Source organism: Flavobacterium sp. F52 (assembly GCF_000278705.1).
Lineage (GTDB): Bacteria > Bacteroidota > Bacteroidia > Flavobacteriales > Flavobacteriaceae > Flavobacterium > Flavobacterium anhuiense.
On record NZ_AKZQ01000006.1, the window covers coordinates 333,590 to 356,259 of the forward strand.

Here is a 22,670-nt window from a genome sequence, read left to right on the forward strand (position 1 = left end):
TTAAAGTCCGTATAGGGAATTAATATCTTTGGATTCTTTTTTATCTGCAGCCTTGGAAAGGGAAAGCAGTTTTGCATCATTGCTGAAAGAGACGCAGAACTTATAGTCTTCAAGCATAGCTTTGTGCAGTTCATCAATGCGCTCGATTCTCTGGTCGTCTTTAAGCTCCAGTTTTGAATCGGTTGTGATTACTAGTAGCTGGTCCAATGTATCACTGCAGCTCTCAAGCAGCCTCTCAAATGACCGCTCGATATAATCCAGTTCGTTTCCGTGAAACAAGTCACTGCCTTTAAGATCGGCGTAAGTCTTCTTACAGATTTTAATTATTTTGAACTGCAGCGCAACAATTTCTGCTGCCTTGTAATAATTCCTGACTTTTGGATTGATTTTCAGCAGAGAAGTAAAATAGTCGGCATGCAGATTAACTTCACCTCTCTTGGCATCGCCGATGAAATTAAGGCCTTTGGATACTGCCGAGTAGCCTTTTTTAGCATAATCCATATAAACCTGAAGCGCTGCAATCTGAAGCAGCAGCTCTTTTCGCTGTTTGGCCTGTGCATGAACTGACTGCTGGAAAACCAGCAGCAGCGCGAGTACTAAAACAAATTTTTTCATTTTTTCTCTGAATTATGGAATTCCGTAAAATTGTTTTATCTGATTTATATCTGCCTCCGTTTTGGCTCTCTGAAGGCTCAGTATAACATTCTGCTTGTTAAAGAGGGTGAGGTCGTCATAGTTGGCGTCTATCTGGTCAGCAGCATTATTTATTATTTCAAGCCTTTTCAGATCACTCATCTGGGTTTTAAAGGAATCCAGTATCAAAAAGATCTGATCAATATTTTTGAGGCTCTCTTCAAGGATTCCTGAATATACCCGCTCCATGTACTGGATTTCGCTGTCTGTGAAATGAGTGTCCTGCTTAAACAAATTCCATGCTCTTTCATATTCTTCAACCAGCCTGCTCTGCTTTTGCGTAATGTCTTTTATCCTCTGGTAATAGGTAATGATAGATTTTACTTTCGCCAGTTCTTCATAATAGCCTTTGTAAAGGTCTTTCTGTTTCTTTGTCCAGTCTGAAATTTCATCAAGCTTTAGTTTGGAAAGTACATTCTCTACCTGTTTCTGTGCATTCTGAAGCCAGATGGTTTTGTTCTGCAGTTTCTGAATCCTCAGGTCAATGGCTTTGATTACTTTTTTTGTTACCGCTTTAACAATCTCCAAAATCGGCAGCGCTGCCGTTTTTTCTGCCGGTATTGCCGGAGTGCTGGCAAGCAGCAGGCAGACCATAATGGCAATTAATTTCTTTTTCATTTTTTTTTCGGTTTAAATTCCGTTTCTGATGTCCTGTGCCATTGCCGCAATGCCTTTTTGGATGTCGCCGCCAAACTTTGAAGCATAGGCATTCATTTTTACTTTTTCGCTTTCCTCAGTGGTGTAGGCAAGGTATTCCTCTAAAGACACTTCAGTTCTGTAGACTTTTGAGGACATTCCGCCCAGTGATATAAAGACTTCCTTATATTTCCGATGAGGATCGTTTGCTTTGTTGACCGAGAGCACAAGCGCCTTTTCTTTTTCGGTAAGCCCGAGCAGTTCCTGTATCTGGTCAAATTTGTTCTGGTATTTGCTCTGATCCAGCAGGATTTTGCAGTCACTGTTATTGATGATCGCCTGCTTTACTACTGGAGAAGAGATGATGTCTTCTACTTCCTGGGTTACCACTATGGCTTCGCCGAAAAACTTTCTTACTGTTTTGAAAAGATATTTGATGTATTCCGCCGCTCAAAAAAGGGACGATGGTGGAACTCTTTGGGCGTATTGGGGTGAACGCTTATCTCAATGGAGAGGGAAAGGCGGTAGCAAGTCTGACCTTTCATACCAGCAACATAAAGATACTGCTTTTTGTATCGGATGCACAGCCTGTAAAGACACAGCCTGTTCCTGCCAAAAAGAATAAAAAGGAAGAGCCTGACGACCTGCCTTTTTGAAATTGAAACAAAGTGTATAAGCCTAAAGAAATGAGTTATGAAAGCCACCGACAATTTTAAAGCCGTTATAGAAAAGTATCTCAAAGAGACAGCCCAGGGCGACACAGTCTTTGCAGAACATTTTGCCAAAGCATCCAAGAACTTGGAGAGCTGTTACAATTACATATTTGCCGAGGTCAGAAAGACAGGGTGCTGTGCTTTTGAGAATCAGGAAATTTTTGACATGGCTGCGAAATACTACACCGATGACAGCATCTGGCAGACCCCGCCCGTGCAGTGCCGAGTTGAAGTATCCAAGCCTCTGCAGGATGATTTGTTCAGTACTGCCGAGCATATCCCTGCCGTAAAAACAGCAGTTAAGACTCCCGTGGCCGAATCGAAAACCTTAACGCTCTTTGACCTATGATACCCAAGACCATCATCGAGAAACAGCTGACGGATTTGAGCGCCACGCTCAGACCTGTAACGCAAAGGATGCACCTATGGGCGGAGAAAAACATTTTTCTCAAATGGGCGGTGCTCTCACGTGGAAAATTCCACTGTTTGCAATGCGCCCATTCATGGAAACCCGATGCCCAAAAACAATGCTGTCAGAAGTACATCAACTGCACGGCATGCAGAGGAAAGCTCAAAATGATGCAGTACAATCAGGTGCATTTCAAGGAAATCGAGTATTGGGCGGTATTGAATGTATGCGCTGATTTTCAGGTAGTGCGCATCATCTGCTCCCACAAGCACATGAAAAAGAATTTTCTGCCGACCTATTTTCATAAGGAGGTCATGCAGCATTGGATTAATTCCAAAGGGGAGGTGCGCACACTTTCTTTAAGCACCAATGTTTTTTCCAATGCTTATGATGCATGGAAATACTATTCCCCTTTGGAAATCCGCCCAAAGAGTTTTGTGGCTACGCCCAAATACCGCATCAATCCCTACAGGGTCTATTCTGCATCAAAGGTGCTTGCTGTGCTGAAAAGAAACGGCTTCAAAGGCAGTTTCTACGGTATGGCACCGCAGGCGCTTTTCACGGCTCTTTTGAAAGATTCCTACGCCGAGACACTGCTTAAAACAAAACAGACCGATTTTCTGAAACATTATCTGCTTTCCCCTTCCCAAAGTATCCGTGAGAATTGGCAGGCAGTGAAGACCTGCATCAAACATGGTTATAAAGTGGCTGATTTTACGATTTGGGAGGATTACATCGACCTTTTGAAATTCTTTAAGATGGATTTGAACGTTCCGCATAATGTCTGTCCTGAAAATTTGCTCGAACTGCATGACAGGCTCATGGAGCGCAAACGCAGGATTGTAAGACGCCAAAAGATAAAACAGCTCCGCGAGGAGATAGAGCAGGCGCAGGCTGTCTATGAAGAGGATAAAAAACAGTTCTTCGGTCTGGAGTTCTCCCACGGGAATCTGCGCATCAGCGTGATGGAAAGCGTGCGTGACTTTCTTGATGAGGGCGATCTGCTCCGCCACTGCATCTTTACCAATGAATATTATAAAAAGAAAAGCTCCCTGATGCTCTCGGCTAAGTTTGAAAACAAGCCTGTAGAAACCATTGAGGTGGCGCTTCCCTCCCTAGATGTCAGACAGTGCAGGGGAGAGGGCAATAAGGCTTCTGTGCATCACAAGGAAGTGCTGAGGCTTTTAAAGGACAATCTGTATCAGATTAAGAAACGCATGAGAAGAAAAAAAACAAGCAAGCAGGCCGGAGAATAATCTCCGGTTTTTTTTGAAATTCCGGCGCGCAGACACTTCAAGGCAGGTTATTGCCTTAGGGGTTCAGGCTTAATTCCGAAACAAAGTTCGGGAACGTTCTGCGGTTCGCCCAAAAAAATTCCCCCATAAATGCAGCACTGCGCCTGCTTTATTGCGTTGCTTTTTTGGCTCGCTTTCCCATTCCCGTGCGGAGTTCCATAATTAATCTTAAAACTTTAGAAATCATGGAAACTTCAACAGCAAATCAACACTGGAATCAGGTATCAGAAATCGAACTGATCTACAAAACGAAAGTAAAAGCATCCGAGAGACCTTTTATAAACTCTTCCAGAACAGTCTATCAGCTGGCACTAGGGTGCTGGAATCCCGATACGATCGAATTCTTCGAGCAGTTCAAGATCCTGCTGCTCAACCAATCCAATAAGGTACTGGGCATCTATGAGATATCCTCAGGCGGCATCTCCGGCACCGTGGTTGACCTAAGGTTGATATTTGCAGCAGCGCTTAAAGCCAATGCCGTATCGCTGATAATGGTTCATAACCATCCATCAGGACAGACCAAGCCTTCTGAGGCAGATAAACAGATAACCCGAAAAGTAAGGGAAGCCGGCAGCATACTGGATGTGAAGCTGCTGGATCATCTTATCATTACCCCTGAAACCTATTATTCATTTGCAGATGAAGGCGCTTTTTAGCGCCTTTCTTTTTTATTAAAAAAATATTAAAAAAATGTTGATTAACCAGACTTCTAAAGGACGCTGCATCTATAAGTCTAGTAGAGAAGCTTAAGTTTTATTAAGCTTTAATTTTTTTATCAATATATTCAACCCATTTTTCCTTGGGCGCAATGATGCTTAATAATTTATAATAAGTGCGGGCTAAGAATGTACTGTTTTCAATAGCTTCTTCTTTGCCGTTATCGGAAATAAAGTTGCTGATTTCTTTGTCCAGCCATGACTCTGCAAACTCTTTGTCAATTGCTGATTTTTCAACAAGCATGTTGGCAAATTTTTTCTGAGGAAACTTATCTAATGTGTGACGGATATATATACTCAGATAAATTCCTTTGAGCTCTTCTCTTGTAGAAGCCTTTAGCATAAACCAAATTGGTGCTATGGCTTCAGTGATATAATTCTCTCCCGTCCAGTTGGAATTTTGGTTATATTCTGCGAATAGTTTTGTAATGCCATCTTCAAATTTATCTTTTTCTTCATCGCTAAGGGAAACATATTGATTAGAAAAAACATGTATGAATTTTTCTTCGTGATAAATCGAAACATCATTTAGCAAAAGGTTAGAATAGAAAGTTGATGCCAGTTCTGTTTTAGTCTTGTCAGTGGCTTGGTAATTTTTTAGGTAAAGATCAAAGTTTCTAACAATCGTAAAATTTAAATTGCCCATTCCAATTTTCCAGAATCGGGCATAATTTGTAATGATAAATTTATAAACTGCATCTTTTTCTTCCGTTGCAAGGTCTTCCAGCTCTACTATCAGAAGAGCTTCGGATAAAGCACTCCCAATTAGTCTTGATTTGATGAAATCGGGAGATTTATTGATTCCTTGATCGGTTGAAACAGCTGTTTTTTTTGAATTTAAAAAATCTTTAAAAGATAAATGTGTTTTGTTATCATATGAAACCACTCTTAGAACATATGAAAAATATTCTTTGAAAGTAGAATCATGATTAGAGAAAATATGAGTGATGTCATCTCCGTGTATAACAATAACAGATTGTCTTCTCCCTTTGTTTAGCGAATTAATAAAATTGTCGGAAAGGGGAGCTTTGGAAATAAAAATTCCCAGCGTCCCGAAAAACTTGTTCTCAATTTTGCCTATAAATGCATATAATTCAGAAGCCGCAAGGTTGGATTCCACCCATTTGATTTCCACAAGAAATATTCTATTGTCAAATTCAACTGCACCATCAATCTGCTCCGAGCTGTTATCAGAAGTATGATACCCTTTGCTGAGCATGATTTTTTCATCCTCAAAAACTTCATTAATTAAGTCCTCGAAATCTCGGCCTCTTTGCTGTTTGTGCTGAGGAGAAATTTTGGCAAGGCCGTCAAGTTTGACCATCTCTAAATATCTGTCGATAAATTCTTGTTTCATGTCCTTTATTGTTGCAATGCGAAAATATGGTCTTAAGTACAAAACAGGAAGAGTATTTATACCTAATTTTTATGTCTTGCTAATGTTAAAACCTTAGCTGTTTTGCCAGTATCGATATATTTAATAAATTGGCTTAAACTAAACAACTCATTCTAATAGAAAGAAATTTATGAGCGTAACGACACATGGTGTAAAAGGATATGATTATCAGTACAGGCTGACCGTCCTTTTTGGTTTATTGCAAAATCTTTCGAAAGATGAAAAGTTGTTTGCGGAAATGGCAGGAAGCGAGGATATTACTTTTATTAATCCCGAAAGCAGTATTATTGAGATCCAAACTAAAATGGAGAAAAATGATCTAGATCTGTCTTTGCTTGTTGAGTGGCTTTTTCATTTTAAAGAATACGATGATTCAGACTGTTTGTTGACAAGAATTATATCAGGCCATAGCAGTTGCCTGTTTATCACAAGATCGCGCTGTACTGATGATACACGGATTTTTTTGAGTGATTATCCTGAAATTAAAGCAATAAAATCAAAGCCGTCTCGAGAATTACTAAAAAAAATACGGACTGCTATTTCGGCGATCTCTTTCAAGGAAACGGAATTAGGTAACAAAAGAAAGCTGCAGGCCGATAAAATCAGTAGCAAGATTACCAATAAGGAAATCATATATTTAATAAATAACACTAGTATATGGGAACAATTCAATGATGATAAACTTGATGAAGAGGTAATCCGAGTTCTGAACAAGAGATTTTCAGTAGCTGAATCACAATGCGGTATGTTGTATCTGCAATTGCTGAAAATTGTTGAAGAGGGAAGGGATACAAAAAAAGATCTTTTACCTGCATTCAAGTCGTCCATAAGCAGTCTGCAGGTAAATAAATACCCGCTTAATGAATTTTATATCGAAAGAAGCCAGGAGGGTAAAATAGAAGAGCTGCTTGAAAATAGTAACTTAATTGTACTTACAGGTGTCTCGCAATGCGGTAAGACGCAGCTTGCAAAGAAAATAGCCAATAAATATATCGATAAAGGGTTTAACAAAATACGTTCATCCAGTGTACTATCGATTGAAAATTTTCTTAATCAAAACACTTCAGAAAGTAAAATTGCAATCTTGGAAGACCCTTTCGGACACATCAAGCCAAATAATGAAACTGCAGAATTAAAAAAAGCAATCCTGGATTTATCAAAAAGCCTGCCGTTGCATCATAAAATTATAGTTACAAGCCGTGTCGAAATTATTAATGAAATTTTTTCCTCATCTTTTTTTGACGACTTTCCAACAGTTGATATTACTGAAAACGATTCTTTGGAGATTATTAATTTTTGGAATAGCTTTTCAGCCAAACTTAATGTAGACAAGGAAGTTGATCGCTTGCTGTGTGATTATATAAAAGAAGAGAAAAACGATAAGCTTCAGATAGGACAGCTTGAATATCTCGCTAGATATAACATGCAGGCTCTCAAAGGAAAATCATTGGAAGAGCTTATCAGTATTGCGAGGCATAATTCAAAGGATGTAGCTGAAGATCTGGCTCGTGAAAATCGCGAAAAAGCTAATGTTTTGGGAATTCTGTCTATTTGCTGCAGTAATGTAATACCTGTAAATAAAATTGATCTGGGTTTTATTTTATCCAAAGATAAAAATGAATATACTGTGTTTTCGGCAGATATCCGGACTTCGATATTCAGGGGGAAAACCAAATACCCAAAATATGTTGAGCAGGAAAAAATCCCAAAAAAGATAAAGGTTTATCTGGCTTATTTTGAGGAGCGAGGGTTTATTCGCCTAGCTGATAATATGATTATTTTTTCACATCCTAATTATTTTGAAGCAGGAAGGCTTCTATTTTTTAGAAGGAATAATGAAGAGCAGACGAAAAATTTGAAGTATCTAAAAAAAGCGATTGTCAGCATTAGCCCTGTTACGTCTTTATTTGCCTGTAAAAGCCTTTATCCGGTTTATAAAAAAATAGATGCTGGCCTGAAAGAAACAATAAGGGAATTTATGCTTTTGGCAAACCGTTCGATATATCCTTCTGTTGAAGACTATGCTTCTGTAAATTTGATAAATGTTTTGGAAGATTTTGAAAAAGACGAAGACAAAGAAAAAGTTATAGAGATTATTGATAGGGGCAGTACCAGCAGCAGTTCTATCAAATGGTATAACAATGAAGTGCCTTATATAAGTAAAGAAGGCGTTTTTTTATCAGAACTGAAAAATATTCCGGAACCTAAAATTATTGATGAAATAAGTGGAATTTTTTTTAAGGGAGAGTACTTAAAGACAAAAGAAGCATGGGATTATGTGAATTTTTACAAATGGAAGTCTTTTAGCCGCCAGATTTTTAAAATTGAAAGCGCAGTTATAAATTCTCTGCTGGCTTATGATGAAGTATTTATAAGAAAACAAGTGGCAAAAATCTTCTTTTGTGCTAAAATTGACAAAGGCGAAGTATTTTTGATTGATAAAATTTTAAATGATAGTCATCCTACTGTTGTTTTTTCTGGTATTTGGGGTGCATTTTTGTTTTGGAACAAGCAGGATAAAGAAATAAAGGATTATCTCTTTAAATTTTTCAAAAAATTGTTTGCACGCCAGGAAATTGCAATCCGTTCAAAAGATTTGTTATTGAATTTCTCTATTGATTATTCTGGTGAATGCATCGATTGGGAATCATTTTCATATGAAGAAAAAATTGAATTATGGAACGTTTGGGGTGAGATTTTTCCAGTTTTTTCAAAAAACCTCCCGGCAGCAGTTTATATCAATGCAGGGAGGTTTGGGGATACCATGACTACGGCCACAAAATTTTTAAACCATGATAACGGGATTAATGTCTTTAACGCATGGTATGATAGAATCGATTACAAAATCGAAAATGGGGCTCAGCTTTCTGATTATGAGATGGGAATTGTTGATGAGCTTATTTCATTTACAAAACAGAATCACCATTCCCGTAAAGAGCTATTCAGCAGGATATTCACACATAAAAACTCTTTGTTTTTGTTGTACAGCCTTAAAAATGTTCTGCCCAGTTATGAAAAACTTCATTTTGAAGAAAAAGAAATTATAATCCAGCTTGTAAAGAGCGACAGGAAGGATATCGGATGGATACATGCCTTTTTGTTTGCTGTTTATGATATCCCAGAATCTTTACTGTTAATTATAACCCAGGGCCGGAATTTAGAATCGCTGAAACCAAATGAAATTTTCAATCTGCTTTCTTTGGAATTAATTCATGACAGCCTGAAAATTATATATGGTAACCCATATGAACTGGGACTTCTTCGCCCGTATATATTGAATGATTTTTGGAGAAAAAATATAAATTATATTTTATTCTACCAATTAGAGCCGTTTTTTAAGCTTTGCATTGAAGATTTTGTTGGTAAGAATATATGGGGGAGCAGGTCAGAAAATTATTTATTATGGAGAAAAATATGTTTAAAAACTAATGATCTGGATTATTTGCTCTATTTAGTGATATACAATATCTCAAGCAGCACTATATACATAAATGGGACTTGTGAGATTATGGCTAATATAAAAATGGCTTATGAAAACAGGGAGAAATTAGATGATTTTACAAAAATTATTGCCGATAATATTGAGGCTCTCCAATTAAGTCATAAGGAGGACATTTTTGAGTATTTTGATAAGGAATATATTTTTTATCAGCTTTATCCTGCCTTGTCTCCAGATTTGCAGGCTTTGGAAATTATGGAATCAGCTGGCGTAATTGGTTTAGATGCAATGGTGGAAATGATTGATTCTTTCAGGTTTTTTTACACCTATTTGCTGGTTAAAAAATTAGTAAATCAAGACAAATATTTAAATGCTGAAACAAAATCTAGAATACTAGCGTTACCTGATAAAATTTATGAGGAAGGAAAAAGCAAACAGAAAATTATTGAAGAGAAATATTTACTTCAAAAAATTGGAATTGACAACTGGAATGCTTGAGTAATCGGATTTTGGGAGTTATGTTTTTCATTTTCAAACTGCGCAGAATTACTGCGCACAAGAAATGTAATTTTGAATCGTAGTCAGCAGTAAGTGCTTAAAAGAATCAAATTTAGTATAAAAAAAAATGATCCAGCTTGGCAATATTTTGAAAATATTGGATTTGAGAAAGCTAAGAAGAATCTAAATATTTACAGCCAATAAAATCAAAATGAATTATGAGTCTAGTTTATACAATTACATCAGGATATTTGGAATGCCAGGATGAGAAAGTAAATATTCCTTTTGCTTTAGTGTTTTTGGAAGACGGAGTTTACAGGCTTGAAATAAATCTTGAAGATCATTCCTTGCATAAGAAATATGAGTTTGCTTATTATTACAAATTAGTTGGCATAACAGAGAAAAAATATGAAATCGAATGTACCGGTTTGTTGTTGACCAAACACAATAGTTATAATAACAAAATTGAGTTTAGACTGTATGGGGATGTTAAACTTGTCAAACCCAATTCTAAAAAGCTTCCCAATGACGAAGAGGATTTCAGAGAGAGGATATGGTTTGTTGAACTGGAAAACTTTAAGACATCATTTGCAAATTTCACTCAGATTACAAGGAGGAGGGGGTTTAGTGATGTCGACGATTTTTTCACCAATACTATTGCGGATCATACTGAAACTACTTTGGTAATTGATAATTTGAAAGATAATGGCAATTATTTTAAAGTCAGGATCATTCAAAAGATAAACTCTCAAAATTTACTGCTGGATTTTACAGACAGTGAAGGACGTTGTAGATTGTATTATGATGATTATCTTAGTATTAAGAAAGATCTTATTTCTTTGTTATCTTTTATGAATGGTGCAGCTGTAAAAATTAGAAAGGAATATATAGGAGAATTTTATGGACAAAGTAATGCAGGCTACTTTTCACAGGCAGAAATAAATTACTCATTTTTAGATAAACACGATGACAGTTATAATGATTATCTGCAGATAAATTATCACCATTCTTACTCAGACAGGATTTTCTGGGAGATTTTCAGTAATTGCTTTAACAGATTCAGGCATTTTAATGAGATGCTGGATTTCAGCTCACTAATTTTTTCGCTGAATGTATCAACTCAGACAATAGGTTTAAAAGAAAGATATTTTATACTCATCACAGCATTGGAAAAAATTGCCAAAAAGTATTCTGAGAGTATAAATCAGCAGCCGGGTAATTTTATAGATAATGAATTCTTTGAGAAACATATTAAAGTTAAACTTTTAGATTCAATTCTTCCCGTAAAGGAGATTGATAAAGATGCATGGAATCGAATGAATTCTATCCTTTCAAATTTAAACAAGAACAACAGTTCATCTAAAAATTTATTGGATTTTTTAATTTTTGCAAAAATTCCAATTAGCGCAAGTGTTAAAAAATTAGTCAAGAAAGAAAGGAACTTAGCAGTTCATGAGGGGAATATTGGAAACAGCGACGAAGAAATGCGGAAGAATTATTTAAAACTTGATCATATTTTAAGGGATGTTATTTTAAATCTAATAGGATATTTTGGTGCTAGAAACAGAAAAGGTCTCTATGCTACAATTGAGGAATTTGAACAAGCGAACCCAAAATCTAACAACAGAGTATCAAATATTATAATAAAACCGTAGAGTAAACAATATTCGAAGGTTATATATAAATTAGCAATGATGGATTATATTAATTTATTTAAATTTTGAAAAAAATTAAGAGCCCATTTTTTGCCTTGGAATATTAATCTCATGCTCCTGTGGATATGGGGCGCGATGGGTCATGCTGACATCCTCGCGAAGTTTCTGCTGCATTTTATATTTCCAGTTGTTCTCATGGGCATATCGTGGATCTGGGATAAATGGCATCTTGGCCATTTTTGTAACGGTAATGGTAGGGAAGTGGTAATCCACTTCCACATTTCCAAGCAGCAGGTAGCAGCCTCCTCCCTGAAAAGGATATTCTTTAAGGCTTCCTGTAAAGTGAGTCGTATCAAAGAGATCTCCCTCTGCATCAATCCAGGTCCCGAAATACATGGCCCCCATTTTGGTAGGCACGTGTTTGCGCGAAATCAGGTAAGCCAGCATGCGTACCTGTTTTTTATGGTGGCTCAAAAGATCCTTTGCCATCACATCACCCCGGAAACTGGTCTGCAGCAGATTAAAAGGGGAGCAGGAGACAGGAAAGCCTATAAACTCAATTTCATCAAAAGCATCCTCAAATGAGGAGCGCTCAAGCATTGGGAGCTTAAACTCTTTGGCAGGCTCCTGTATGAGTTTGAGGTTTCGGTCTCCGGGCTTGAAATTTACAAGCAGCAGTCGCGCTGAGATCAGAAGCTCATTCTTGGATTTCTGCGTAAAACGGAATGCCCCGATGAATATCAGGATCTGTATCCCCTCGATGCCTATAGGCACGCGGTTTATGAAATCTTCCAGTGATTTGTAATTCCCATTGGCAGTTCGCTCTGTTTCAATAAGCATGGCTATTTTATATTCTAATCCCTGCAGGTGCATGAAACCCAGATAAATATCACGCTCATAAAGGGTGGCTTCATAAATGCTTCTATTAACGCACGGATTATGGATAGCAGCTCCAGACATTCTGGCTTCATGTACATAGACCTCAGTCCTGTAGAATCCCCCCTGATTGTTGATTACAGCCGTCATGAATTCAATAGGATAATGAACTTTCAAATACAGGCTCTGGTAGCTTTCCACGGCGTAAGAAGCAGAATGGGCCTTGCAGAATGAATAACCGGCAAAGGATTCAATCTGGCGGTAGATTTCCTCGCTCAGTTTCAGCGGGTGCCCCTGACGGGCGCAGCATTCAAAGAAATTATCCTTTACTTTCTGAAGGGCGGCTTTAGAGCGTCCTTTGCCGGACATGGCCCGTCTAAGGATGTCTCCATCCGCGGCAGGAAGTCCGCCGTAATGCAGCGCGATTTTGATCACGTCTTCCTGATATACCATAATCCCATAGGTTTCCCCGAGCTGTTCTTTGAAAACAGGATGGAAATATTCAAATTTGTCAGGATGGTTATGACGGAATATGTATTCCTTCATCATTCCAGACTGTGCCACACCGGGACGTATAATCGAAGAAGCGGCCACTAGGGTCTTATAATCACCGCATTTTAGACGTCGGAGCAAACCTCGCATGGCAGGGCTTTCAATATAAAAACAGCCAATGGTTTTTCCTTTGGAAAGATATTCATTGCAAAGAGCTTCATCCTTTGACATTGAAGTATCACGGATATTCACGCGGATACCTCGGTTCTTTTCAATAATTTTCACGCTCTCGTCAATATGGCCAATACCCCGCTGGGATAGGATATCAAATTTTTCAAGACCTATATCTTCAGCAGTATGCATATCAAAAAGGACAATAGGAAAACCTTTGGGAGGCATTTCCAATGGCGTGTAATTGGTAATGGGTTCTTCAGAAATTAGAATACCGCAGGAGTGCATGCTGCGCTGGTTGGGATATTTTTCCAACAGCATGCCATACTGCTGTACCTGTCTGACTACTTTATTGGTCGGATGAAGCTCCATCGGGTTTTTGGCCAGCGCATCGAGTTCTTCTTTAGGAAGCCCGAAGACTTTTCCAACTTCACGAAATATCGAGCGGTATTTGAATTCGACATTAGTGCCGCAGAATGCTACATGGTCAGCCCCATAACGAGAGAATATATATTCAAGGATCGTATCACGCTCTTTCCATGACCAGTCAATATCAAAATCGGGAGGACTCTTGCGGTTCAAATTCAAAAAGCGTTCAAAATAAAGATCCAGTTCCAAAGGGCATATGTCTGTAATGCCCAGACAGTAGGCTATGATGCTGTTGGCGCCGCTGCCGCGTCCGATATGCATAAATCCTCTGCTGTTGCTGTAGCGTATAATATCCCAGGTAATAAGGAAATACCCGCTGAATTCCAGCTGGTCAATAATTTGGAGTTCTTTTATCATTCTGGTTTTTGCCTCAATCGTATCTTTTCCGTAACGCCATTCAAGCCCCTGCTGGGCAAGTATGGTCAGCAGTTCTATGTCGCTCTGGCGGCTGTGGGTGTAATATTTTTTATTTTTAGGGGATGCAAAATCAAATTGAAAATTACATTGTTCTATTACCATTTTAGTATTGGATATGATCTGGGGATAATCCCTGTATTTTTCCGTAAGCGCCTCAGGAGATACCATTATTTCGGTTTCAAGACAGTGGTCTTTGGAAGTAAGTTTTGATAAGATGATATTGCGGTCCACTGCGCATAGTATCCGATGCAGGTTGTACTCAGTACGGGTACGAAATACAACCGGATGCAGTATAACCATTTTTGATACCCTATCGCTGCTTTTGGCGAGTATAAGCTTTGGAAGCTCCTCATAGCGAATGCCGATAAATTCCTTTTCTTTTAATGCATCAGGAGCATTCTCCATAGGATAAATAAAAAATACATCATGTAGATCGGGGGCAGCCAAAGGCAGGGGAGTACCATCGAAATTATGGGAGGTCAGAAAACGGTTCATCTCTGCAAGCCCTTTTGCACTCTTAGCTATCCCGATATAACGAAGTGCGTGTCCGCAGCGAAACTCCATACCGACCATAGGTTTTATCCCTGCAGTCTGGCATTCTTTTATGAATTCATAAATCCCCGTCACGGTATTGATATCAGTAAGAGCCATAGCTTTAACGCCAAAAGAAACAGCCAGCTGCACCAGCTCCGATACAGGAATGGTGCCGTAGCGCAGGGAGTGGAAAGAATGGCAGTTCAGATACATCAGCTCAGGGTTTGCGTTTTAATATTTCATTTTTGGTATTGGGCTTAAAAGAAGCGCCGGCGCAGCGCATTACGGCATCAAAGCCGTATCGGGTTTTCATACGGTCCATGGCCTGGTAAAGGGCAAGCATTTCTTCAGTGTCATTGAAAAGATCTATTTGGTAGGTTCCTCTGACCAGTCCGCTGAACCTCACACCGACAAGACGGAGTCTCATTCGGCGCTGGTAGAGTTTATCGAAAAGCTCCTGAACGGTTTTGGTGAGGATATGATCCGCTGAGGTATACTGAACCCTGCACTGTTTGGTTTCAGTGTCAAAATTGGCATATCTGATCTTTACCGTTACCGTTGAGGTGAGCCATTGTTCAGATCGCAGCTGGTAGGAGAGTTTCTCCACCATGCCCAGCAGTATCCTGTTTAATCTGGGAATATCAATGGTGTCTTGGGAAAAAGTGTGTTCTGTGGAAATGGATTTTCTTTCGGTGTAAGGCTCTACCGGTGCATTGTCAATACCGTTGGCTTTTTTCCAGAGTTCAATGCCGTTCTTGCCGATCATTTGCTGCAGGGCTTCAACCGGCATTTCAGACAAGGTTCTAATTGTGCGGATCCCGATGCGGGAGAGCAGCTGGAAGGTTTTCTCTCCGACCATGGGTATTTTTTGGATCGAAAGTGGGTTTAGAAAAGACTGCACTAGATGCTCGGGGATATCCAGATTCTGTTTCTGCTTTCCTTCGCCTGTGCCGATTTTTGATACAGTCTTATTGATGGAAAGGGCAAAGGTCAGCGGCAGCCCGGTTTCCTTTGTGATGCGCTGCGCAAGCTCATCGGTCCATTTGTAGCTGCCATAAAATTTATCCATGCCGGTAATGTCCAGATAGAATTCATCTATGCTGGCTTTCTCCACAACAGGAGCTTTTTCCTGTATGATCTCGGTAATGTCATGTGAAAGTTTTGAATACAGCTCCATGTCGCCTTTCATTACTTTGGCCTGCGGACAGAGGCGCAGTGCCATCTGAATCGGCATGGCCGAACGCACGCCGAACCTTCGCGCCTCATAAGAACAGGAAGCCACAACCCCGCGTTCGCCGCCTCCTATAATAAGGGGAATCCCTTCAAGTTCAGAATTAGTCAGTCTTTCGCAGGAAACGAAAAACGTATTCATATCGATATGTACAACTGCCCTGCTCATGGTCTGTTCATTTTATACAGATCAAAATTAGTACAGATAATAACAATTTATAATTTATGATATGTTATAAATAATAACAAAAATATAAAAACCTTGTATTATAATAGATTCAAAGAATTTCTATTAAAAACTTTATTCAGATTTTACAGCATCCTAAAAATTAGTTTAATTTTAAAGTTAAGAGGAAGTAATTTCTGCAGAATAAAAAGCAGAGTAGTTTCTAAATAGGCTGGGTCCAGATGATCAGCCTTTCTAAATTCTTTCATTTACTAAGCTGTCAATAAGGCCTATATGCTTCAGCAATAGTTTTCCAAGATTAGTGGTGATTGGCTGGCGTGCTTCCACTTTTCCGGTAGTTTTGTTGTAGGTGGGCTGTCCTGTTTCCCTGCTCAGTTTAATTCTTTCCTCAGTGAGTCCAAGTCTGGAAAGATGTTCGGAATAGCTTTGCTGCATTGAAGCTTTGACCAAGGTTTGCTCATCACAGTTTACATGAGTATATACTTTGGTTAAAATTGATGAGTGTTTTTCCCTGAACTCGGTATCACCTGTAATAGTAGGATCAAGGGTATATCTAAGCCATATGATTTCAATGTCATTCAGCTCATTTAAAAGTTTAAGCAGGTGTTTTGATTCTATAATTTTCAATGTATCATCTTTAATGCCGTTAATGATGATGTTCAATATGTAATCTTTTCTTTCATTGGTAAACGCCCGTGAAACCTGAATAAAGCTTTCTTCTAAAAAATCAATAAATTCTTCATTTTTCAACAATGAATTTGTTCGCTCCGAAGGCAGTTCTTTTATCTTCTGATCCAGTTCGATGCAAAATTTAGCTATGCGGTCAACTCTCTGGTTAGGTATAACGTTTCCGACTATTTCTGCAAGAAATCCTCCTGCATACGGAATGGTTCCTAAGCTTGCTTTAGCTAATGCAGCGGCTAAATCATTTTTATTTGAATCAAGGCTGTTTTCAGAGGTGTGACCGTTATCCATTTCTTTTTTATTGTTAGATATAATTAAGCTTACAGGGATGAAATAATCAAAGTTTTCAGTTTCAAATTATTGTTTGATACAGAAAAAAAATATGCTCATGCCAGTTTTTATCTTTCAGCATCTTTAAAGAATTTTTCACCAGAGATTCTCTTTCAAACTTACAAAAAATAAGTATTCGGATTAGGGCTTATTATTTAAAGAATTGTCTGATCAGCACAGTTTAATCTGCATAATTTCCCTGTAAAGCTTAACCAATAGAGGTAATTGGGATTTTATGGCCTTAATATCGTTATTTTCCCTCTATTTCTTTTCTGACCACAGGAGCGACCCTGTCAGCAACAAGCTCGATTGCTTTTGACAGCTGGTTGAACGGCAGGCCGTTCATATCAAGCTGCAGGATATATCTGTCATGATGAAACAGTTCATACTGGTGCATAATCTTGTCAATCATTTCCTGAGGGCTTCCTATGGTAAGGGCCGTATCTGAACCCGTCATCAACTCAAAATCATTTCTTGAAATATTATAATCCTGGCCTCTGAGCTTTTTAATCAGGTATTTCATGGTATGGGAGAAGGTGGGATAGATTTCATTGCGGGCCTGAACGCCGTTTTCGGCAACATAACTGTGGCTGGAAACAGCAACTTTAAGCTTTTCTGCATCATGCCCGGATTTCTCGGCCGCCTCCCTGTAGATGTCAACCAGATGTTTGAAGCGCTCGGGCGCTCCGCCCAGAATGGCAAGATTTAGATTCGCCCCGGCAGCACCTGCTCTGGCGGCGCTTGCAATGGTTCCCCCGACACCGACCCAGATAGGAAGCTCCGCTAACGGCCTTGGCTCAATCTCGGCATTAACCAGCGCACTTCTGAATTTTCCTTTCCAGTTTACAACCTCGTTCTGGTTGAGTATTTTCAGCAGTTCGAGTTTTTCAGAAAACAATGCATCATAGTCGGTAAGATTATAGCCGAACAGGGGAAAGGATTCCGTAGTGGATCCTCTTCCTACAAGTATTTCGGCTCTTCCGTCCGAGACCAGGTCCAGAGTTGCAAATTCCTCATAAAGCCTTACGGGGTCGTGCGTGCTTAAAACGGCAACTGCCGTGCTTAATTTTATGTTCTTTGTCGCCTGTGCAATGGCGGAGAGCAGGACGATAGGCGCAGAGAGTACAAAGTCGCTGGTATGGTGCTCGCCGATGCCGATAACGTCAAAACCCGCCTGATCTGCAAGTTTTGCAGCCTCTATGATTTCCTTTACCCTTTGGTGCTGGCTGGTTTTTTCGCCGGTAATGGGATCTGGAATAATATTGCCGAATGTATAAAAGCCGAATTCAAATTTATTTTTCATGTCTAATTGGGTTTTGCAGGCAGGCCTGCTCTTTTCGTTATTATCAGAGCACTGGAGTCTCAATGCTGCAAAATTAGCCAATAAGGGAGCTTGTTTTTGACTGCTATACTTTTTGTAAGTACTTACCTTTATGAAACTTAAGGCTTTGTGATAGTGCGGAAAGATTTAGTGGTCACGGCTGTAAAGGATGTAATAAAGGCTTGGATCCTTCAGGCACATGCGGCATTCTGCTCAAATTTCACAAAGGTGTTCTTGTAGTTTTTGCGGTAGGCAAGAGGAGATACACCGTTGAAGCGTACAAATATTTTGTTGAGATAGCTTTTGTCGGAGAACCCAAATTCATCAGCAATCTCATTGATCCTCATACTGCTGTTTATAAGCCTGTTTTCAATGAGCTTTATCTTGTATCTTAAGATGTACTGGTGAAGATTATAGCTGGTGTTGTTTTTGAAATATTTTCCCAAATAGGCCTGAGAGATGAAAAACCTGCGGCTCAATTCCTGTGTGGTCAGTTTTTCAGGTTCAAATATGTTCTGATGTATGTAGTGCAGCATTTCAACGGTCTTCTGGTCATTATGCCTGTCGATATGCTGGGGAAAGCATGCCTTTATGTTTTCCCCTAATATGACAAGGATGGTATACAATATAGAACTGATGTATTCAAGGCCGTGAAGAGGCTCCTGCTTTTCAACTTCTGCAATCATTGCATTGAAAAGCTGCTGGATCAATAACGCATTCTCTCTGAGCTTTGTTATATAATCAGGTGCCTGATTGGCATACTGAAGCAGCTGGATCAGGTTTTTTTTGGCCTCGCTGTCGGTTCTTTCCCCGGCAATAAAAAGACTGCTGAAGCTTACCACAAACAGCCTGGTGGCTTTATCGGCAATAAGGAAATGGCGCTCTTCATGGGGTGAGGTGATAAAGATGTCTCCTTTTCTATACATCTGGTCATTGCGATGCAGATGCTGGGTTCCTTTTCCTTCCAGTACAAGCACCAGATTGAAGGTAGGCTTTTTTTGAAAATACAATTGATTTCCGGATTCTGTGGATTGGATTGCGAATTGCAGGATATCCTTAAAATTTTTCGTTTTCATGTTTTGGAAATTTTGATGTCGTGGAACGAAACAGTCTTATGCAAGACTTGTACCTGTTATATAACCCCAATGTTTATAAGGCTTTTTATGTTTCAAGGATTATGGTATTTTCTTAATTTCGCAAATGCACCGCGAAATTTTGTGGGATTCACAGACAGGATCACTCTGGAATCGTCTTCTGTATCCACCCGTAAATGAAATCCAGCATTTCCTGATCGGGCGGATAGCCAAGAGCCGGCGGCTTGCATTTTTCAAATGCTTTGAATTCCTTTGAAGGCGTATAGTGTTTTGTAAAATCACTGAACTGGACACTGGCGGGAACCAGAGCATTTTGGGTGGCGACTATCAGGCATGGGACAGTAGTTTTTTTTCTGGAGCTGAATTTCCGTTTTGCGATATCCCAAATCAGCATTTTAGATTCTGGAACCCTGTAGCTGTAATGTTTTGTGTTTTTATTGGTGCGGCCATAGGCGAAAAACCTCTGCCACAGGCTGTCGGGCATCAGATATGTTTTTTGAAACTGCAGAGAGGCAAATATTGAGGCAAGCAGATATAAGGGTTTTAGCCGAAAGGGGCAGAAGCCGTATGCAGGCCAAGGATTTATCAGAATGCAGCCTTTAAAAATATGTTTGCGCAGCAGTATCTCCACCACAATGCCTCCCAGTCCCTCTGCTATGAGATAGGGGCTTTCAGGGAAACGGTTTGTATAGCTTTCGAAGTAATCTACAAGATGCTCTAGGCGAAGTCCCGCCAGTTCAGGATCGGGCTGTCTTTTGATAAGCACTTCGGGCGGTGCGTCTTTATACGGCCATGAAGGCGCATAGGTATTAAAGCCTCTTTTCTTAAAATAGGCCTGATAGTCGTCCCAGACACTGTGGCTTACAAATGCGCCGGTAATAAAAATTATCGTTTTGGGATTTTCATTTCTCATTTTGATGCAGGATTTTCGATAGCCAAACAAAATGAATGCCTGAAACTGACGCCAGCAATTAATGAGAAAAAATTAGCGGTTGTTGTTAAATCATCGAATTTTCGTAAATTTATTTTCTAAAAACCTCTGAATATCGTAAACCGGTTTGAATCAGCCACTGTAAAATACTTCTTAAAAGAAGAATTTTCGCAGACTTTTCTAATGGTTGCATATTTGCAGTACTGCCCCAATAAGTTTTTGTATAATTCATGCATAAAGTTAGCCATATGAGGCATATCGTAATTTGGAGCCTGTTTTTATTTGCCATACAACTCTCTGCCCAGGATAAAGGAGCGGAAAGACTTTCTGCTCTCCATAAAGAATACAGCAGAAAGCAGAACAGCGATACTACTTCGGTTAGCTGTCTGCTAAAAATAGCAGGATGGCATCTTGAGATGGCTGATAAAAAGAATTTTCCAAAATCCAAGGACAGCACACTGTATTACGCAAATAGAGCAGTAAATTTTTCAAAGAAGAACGATCTTAAGAATAAAGAAGCAGAGGCTTATCTGTTTCTAAGTAAATATTATTACAATATTTATGATAATGATACTTCACGCAGATATGCTGTGAGTGCCGCCCAGGCCTTCAAAATAATAAATAATGAAAAGGGGACGGCTCAGGCCGCTGTCCGTCTTGGCCTTACCTACGATGTTCAGTCGGAGATCATTGAAAACGGCATTATCGGCAAACTTAACCAGGCAGTTGAAATTTACAGGAACAGCGGCGATAAAGTGCAGGAAGGTTTTGCTCTTTATGTTTTGGCCGGAAGGCACAACAGGGTGGGCGATATGAAAAGCGCTTTGGAGGATTTGAAAGAAAGCCTCAATGCGTTTAATTCTATCGGCTTTAAGGGGCCGGAATATTATTGGACACTTCTGTTTTTATCTGATCTTTGGCAGCGTTCGGGAAATATTGAGCAGGCCTTTGCATATTCCCTCCAAGCTGTGAGCCAGCTGGAAAAATATAAAGCTGATCCTCAAGTGGCAGCTGAATGTTATAACTGGCTTGCAAAAGTGTATTATTATAAAGGAGATAAAGAGAATACTTATAATTATCTTCGAAAAGCTTTCCAAAATACTGATAGTTCTGATGAGGGGGCCTACATAAGAATCTGCGGAAATCTTGCCCAGGTTCTGATAGGTCTGAAGAGAAATGAAGAAGCTTTATTTTATCTCAAAAAAATTGAAAAGATCGATAGTCTTGATAAAGATGCCAAGATTAATCTTTATGGGCGGTGCATTATGGTATACACCGATCTAAAAAAATATAAAGAGGCAGAGAAATACATCGGGCCAGCTCTTGAGATATTAGATAACCCGAATAAGGCATATGTATTGACGGGATTATATGGTTCGGTTGCGAAATATTATTACATGACAGGGCAATATAAGCTCTCCAGACATTATCTGGAAGAGTATAAAGCTATGGATGAAAAATACAAGTCCAAGAGCGCGATGCAGTTTATTCACACTTATCTTTTTAAAATTGATTCTTCAGAAGCCTCTTTTAAATCTGCGATGAAGAACCTCAAACTCACACAGTCATATAAAGATTCAATCTTTAGTGCAGATTCCCAAAAGCGCATAGAAGAGCTTAAGATTCAATATGATGTTATGGCAAAGGAAAGGGATATTCTGGCGCAGCATAGGAGTAATAATGAGCTGTCAGAGAGAAACCAGCTTCAGGCTGCCAAACTTTCCACGTCTAATCTTGTACGCAATACGGCAATAGCAGGCTCGGGAATTACAGTTGTCATTTTATGCCTGCTCTACAGCCGCTATAAGAACAATAAGCGAACCAATAATATGCTGCTGGCCCAAAAGAAAGAAATAGTGTTTACCAATGAGGCCCTGAGCCGTCTTGTCTCTGAGAAGGAATGGCTGCTGAAAGAAATACATCACAGGGTTAAGAACAATCTGCATATGATAATGAGCCTGCTTAACAGCCAGTCTTATTTTTTGGAAGACAAAGCAGCCCTTTCCGCCATAGAGAACAGCCGGCACAGAATACAGTCCATGAGCCTTATCCATCAAAAGTTGTATTTGACCGATAATACCGCCGCCATAAGAATGGCTGACTATATAAGCGATCTTGCAGGATATCTTTCAGAGAGCTTTGCCGGAAAAAAAAATGTAAAGTTCAAACTGGAACTTGACGATATTGAAATGAGTGTTTCTAAAGCTGTGCCGATAGGGCTTATCATAAATGAGGGTGCCACCAACAGCTTTAAATATGCTTTTGGGGAATCAGAGGGCATTATTGGAATTTCCCTTAAAAATACCGGAGAGGACAGTTTTACATTAAGGGTTTATGACAACGGGGCGGGACTGCCATCGGATTTTGATATCTTAAGACATAAATCTTTAGGCATGAAATTAATTAAAGGTCTGGCAGGAGATTTGGGATCGGAGTTAGAGCTGTCAAGCAGCAATCGGGGAACTGAGATTAAAATAAGCTTTGCTTCAAAAAAGCTGCTCTATGGAATAACCTAATTAAAATA

General features: G+C 39.4%; 15 protein-coding genes and 1 pseudogene. 6 read left to right on the forward strand and 10 right to left on the reverse strand.

The features are described from left to right. The 3 genes and pseudogenes from FF52_RS03105 to FF52_RS03115 form a co-directional block, all read right to left on the reverse strand. On the reverse strand, nucleotides 1-615 hold the full coding sequence (locus tag FF52_RS03105) for a hypothetical protein (RefSeq protein ID WP_008462847.1): 615 nt from the start codon (nucleotides 613-615) through the stop codon (nucleotides 1-3). Nucleotides 616-627: 12 nt separating this feature from the next. Further along, nucleotides 628-1,311, reverse strand: a complete 684-nt coding sequence (locus tag FF52_RS03110; RefSeq protein ID WP_008462849.1) for a hypothetical protein — start codon at nucleotides 1,309-1,311, stop codon at nucleotides 628-630. A gap of 12 nt (nucleotides 1,312-1,323) precedes the next feature. After that, nucleotides 1,324-1,776: pseudogene (locus FF52_RS03115) on the reverse strand (conjugal transfer protein TraG); the annotation flags it as partial. A 246-nt stretch (nucleotides 1,777-2,022) separates the two neighbouring features. On the opposite strand from FF52_RS03115, the gene FF52_RS03125 reads away from it, so the two are divergent. The 3 genes from FF52_RS03125 to FF52_RS03135 all read left to right on the forward strand — a co-directional run bounded on the left by FF52_RS03125 (nucleotide 2,023) and on the right by FF52_RS03135 (nucleotide 4,402). Then, nucleotides 2,023-2,391 (forward strand): Cas9 inhibitor AcrIIA9 family protein, encoded by a 369-nt coding sequence (locus FF52_RS03125; RefSeq protein WP_008462852.1) that lies wholly within the window; start codon nucleotides 2,023-2,025, stop codon nucleotides 2,389-2,391. Beyond that, nucleotides 2,388-3,707, forward strand: coding sequence for a PcfJ domain-containing protein (locus tag FF52_RS03130; RefSeq protein ID WP_035690635.1), 1,320 nt, complete (start codon nucleotides 2,388-2,390; stop codon nucleotides 3,705-3,707). Before FF52_RS03125 ends, FF52_RS03130 begins: the two co-directional genes overlap by 4 nt. Nucleotides 3,708-3,931: 224 nt before the next feature. Next, complete coding sequence (locus tag FF52_RS03135) at nucleotides 3,932-4,402, forward strand: JAB domain-containing protein (RefSeq protein ID WP_008462855.1); 471 nt, start codon at nucleotides 3,932-3,934, stop codon at nucleotides 4,400-4,402. A gap of 100 nt (nucleotides 4,403-4,502) precedes the next feature. On the opposite strand, the gene FF52_RS03140 is transcribed toward FF52_RS03135, so the two are convergent. Then, entirely contained in the window at nucleotides 4,503-5,819 is a 1,317-nt protein-coding gene (locus tag FF52_RS03140) for a restriction endonuclease (protein ID WP_008462857.1), read from the reverse strand. Between the two features lie 169 nt (nucleotides 5,820-5,988). On the opposite strand from FF52_RS03140, the gene FF52_RS03145 reads away from it, so the two are divergent. Next, the gene (locus FF52_RS03145) at nucleotides 5,989-9,795 is read left to right on the forward strand and encodes a hypothetical protein (protein WP_008462858.1); all 3,807 of its coding nucleotides are present in this window, start codon (nucleotides 5,989-5,991) and stop codon (nucleotides 9,793-9,795) included. Between the two features lie 218 nt (nucleotides 9,796-10,013). Next, the gene (locus tag FF52_RS03150; RefSeq protein WP_008462861.1) at nucleotides 10,014-11,450 is read left to right on the forward strand and encodes a hypothetical protein; all 1,437 of its coding nucleotides are present in this window, start codon (nucleotides 10,014-10,016) and stop codon (nucleotides 11,448-11,450) included. Nucleotides 11,451-11,525: 75 nt separating this feature from the next. On the opposite strand, the gene FF52_RS03155 is transcribed toward FF52_RS03150, so the two are convergent. The 6 genes from FF52_RS03155 to FF52_RS23070 form a co-directional block, all read right to left on the reverse strand. Beyond that, complete coding sequence (locus FF52_RS03155; protein WP_008462863.1) at nucleotides 11,526-14,582, reverse strand: DNA polymerase III subunit alpha; 3,057 nt, start codon at nucleotides 14,580-14,582, stop codon at nucleotides 11,526-11,528. 4 nt (nucleotides 14,583-14,586) lie between these two features. Beyond that, complete coding sequence (dinB, locus tag FF52_RS03160; protein WP_008462865.1) at nucleotides 14,587-15,768, reverse strand: DNA polymerase IV; 1,182 nt, start codon at nucleotides 15,766-15,768, stop codon at nucleotides 14,587-14,589. Between the two features lie 252 nt (nucleotides 15,769-16,020). Then, nucleotides 16,021-16,761, reverse strand: coding sequence for a hypothetical protein (locus FF52_RS03165; protein ID WP_008462868.1), 741 nt, complete (start codon nucleotides 16,759-16,761; stop codon nucleotides 16,021-16,023). A gap of 289 nt (nucleotides 16,762-17,050) precedes the next feature. Beyond that, nucleotides 17,051-18,103, reverse strand: coding sequence for an LLM class flavin-dependent oxidoreductase (locus tag FF52_RS03170; RefSeq protein WP_008462870.1), 1,053 nt, complete (start codon nucleotides 18,101-18,103; stop codon nucleotides 17,051-17,053). Nucleotides 18,104-18,312: 209 nt separating this feature from the next. Next, complete coding sequence (locus FF52_RS03175) at nucleotides 18,313-19,197, reverse strand: helix-turn-helix domain-containing protein (protein WP_008462871.1); 885 nt, start codon at nucleotides 19,195-19,197, stop codon at nucleotides 18,313-18,315. Between the two features lie 160 nt (nucleotides 19,198-19,357). Continuing rightward, a complete protein-coding gene (locus tag FF52_RS23070) occupies nucleotides 19,358-20,128 on the reverse strand; it encodes an alpha/beta fold hydrolase (RefSeq protein WP_008462873.1) in 771 nt (256 codons plus the stop codon). Nucleotides 20,129-20,394: 266 nt separating this feature from the next. Between FF52_RS23070 and FF52_RS23075 the strand changes: the two genes are divergently transcribed. Further along, entirely contained in the window at nucleotides 20,395-22,662 is a 2,268-nt protein-coding gene (locus FF52_RS23075) for a histidine kinase dimerization/phosphoacceptor domain -containing protein (protein WP_157498497.1), read from the forward strand. The last annotated feature ends 8 nt before the right edge of the window (nucleotides 22,663-22,670 follow it).

Bases quoted from the DNA above. Each gene is read 5' to 3' on its own strand.
- FF52_RS03105 (WP_008462847.1), bottom strand. From the start codon at position 615: ATGAAAAAATTTGTTTTAGTACTCGCGCTGCTGCTGGTTTTCCAGCAG.
- FF52_RS03110 (WP_008462849.1), bottom strand. From the start codon at position 1,311: ATGAAAAAGAAATTAATTGCCATTATGGTCTGCCTGCTGCTTGCCAGC.
- FF52_RS03125 (WP_008462852.1), top strand. From the start codon at position 2,023: ATGAAAGCCACCGACAATTTTAAAGCCGTTATAGAAAAGTATCTCAAA.
- FF52_RS03130 (WP_035690635.1), top strand. From the start codon at position 2,388: ATGATACCCAAGACCATCATCGAGAAACAGCTGACGGATTTGAGCGCC.
- FF52_RS03135 (WP_008462855.1), top strand. From the start codon at position 3,932: ATGGAAACTTCAACAGCAAATCAACACTGGAATCAGGTATCAGAAATC.
- FF52_RS03140 (WP_008462857.1), bottom strand. From the start codon at position 5,819: ATGAAACAAGAATTTATCGACAGATATTTAGAGATGGTCAAACTTGAC.
- FF52_RS03145 (WP_008462858.1), top strand. From the start codon at position 5,989: ATGAGCGTAACGACACATGGTGTAAAAGGATATGATTATCAGTACAGG.
- FF52_RS03150 (WP_008462861.1), top strand. From the start codon at position 10,014: ATGAGTCTAGTTTATACAATTACATCAGGATATTTGGAATGCCAGGAT.
- FF52_RS03155 (WP_008462863.1), bottom strand. From the start codon at position 14,582: ATGTATCTGAACTGCCATTCTTTCCACTCCCTGCGCTACGGCACCATT.
- dinB (WP_008462865.1), bottom strand. From the start codon at position 15,768: ATGAGCAGGGCAGTTGTACATATCGATATGAATACGTTTTTCGTTTCC.
- FF52_RS03165 (WP_008462868.1), bottom strand. From the start codon at position 16,761: ATGGATAACGGTCACACCTCTGAAAACAGCCTTGATTCAAATAAAAAT.
- FF52_RS03170 (WP_008462870.1), bottom strand. From the start codon at position 18,103: ATGAAAAATAAATTTGAATTCGGCTTTTATACATTCGGCAATATTATT.
- FF52_RS03175 (WP_008462871.1), bottom strand. From the start codon at position 19,197: ATGAAAACGAAAAATTTTAAGGATATCCTGCAATTCGCAATCCAATCC.
- FF52_RS23070 (WP_008462873.1), bottom strand. From the start codon at position 20,128: ATGAGAAATGAAAATCCCAAAACGATAATTTTTATTACCGGCGCATTT.
- FF52_RS23075 (WP_157498497.1), top strand. From the start codon at position 20,395: ATGAGGCATATCGTAATTTGGAGCCTGTTTTTATTTGCCATACAACTC.